A 415-nucleotide genomic window follows, 5' to 3' on the forward strand; every position below is an offset into this window, starting at 1 on the left:
CTAGTAATCGCGAATCAGCATGTCGCGGTGAATACGTTCCCGGGTCTTGTACACACCGCCCGTCACACCATGGGAGTCAGTAACGCCCGAAGCCGGTGACCCAACCTTTTAGGAGGGAGCCGTCGAAGGCGGGACCGATAACTGGGGTGAAGTCGTAACAAGGTAGCCGTATCGGAAGGTGCGGCTGGATCACCTCCTTTCTAAGGAAGAAGAGAAGTAGGGGTCGTTGTTTATTATGTAGTTATCAGAGTCAGATTCGAGACAGCTGTCAAAAGCGTCGAGGGACTCCTGGTGGCGATGCGCTTGGGGGAAACACCCGTACCCATCCCGAACACGATGGTTAAGCCCTAAGCGGCCGATGGTACTGCACTGGAGACGGTGTGGGAGAGCAGGTGGCTGCCAGGAATAAAAAAAG

At 54.9% G+C, this 415-nt stretch carries 2 rRNA genes; both read left to right on the forward strand.

From position 1 onward, the window contains the following. Positions 1–200 (forward strand): 16S ribosomal RNA (locus H6A13_RS13130); the annotation flags it as partial. A gap of 87 nt (positions 201–287) precedes the next feature. Beyond that, positions 288–405: ribosomal RNA gene (rrf, locus tag H6A13_RS13135) — 5S ribosomal RNA — on the forward strand. Positions 406–415: the final 10 nt, after the last annotated feature.

The sequence above is a fragment of the Mordavella massiliensis genome (assembly GCF_016902415.1).
GTDB lineage: Bacteria > Bacillota > Clostridia > Lachnospirales > Lachnospiraceae > Merdimonas > Merdimonas faecigallinarum.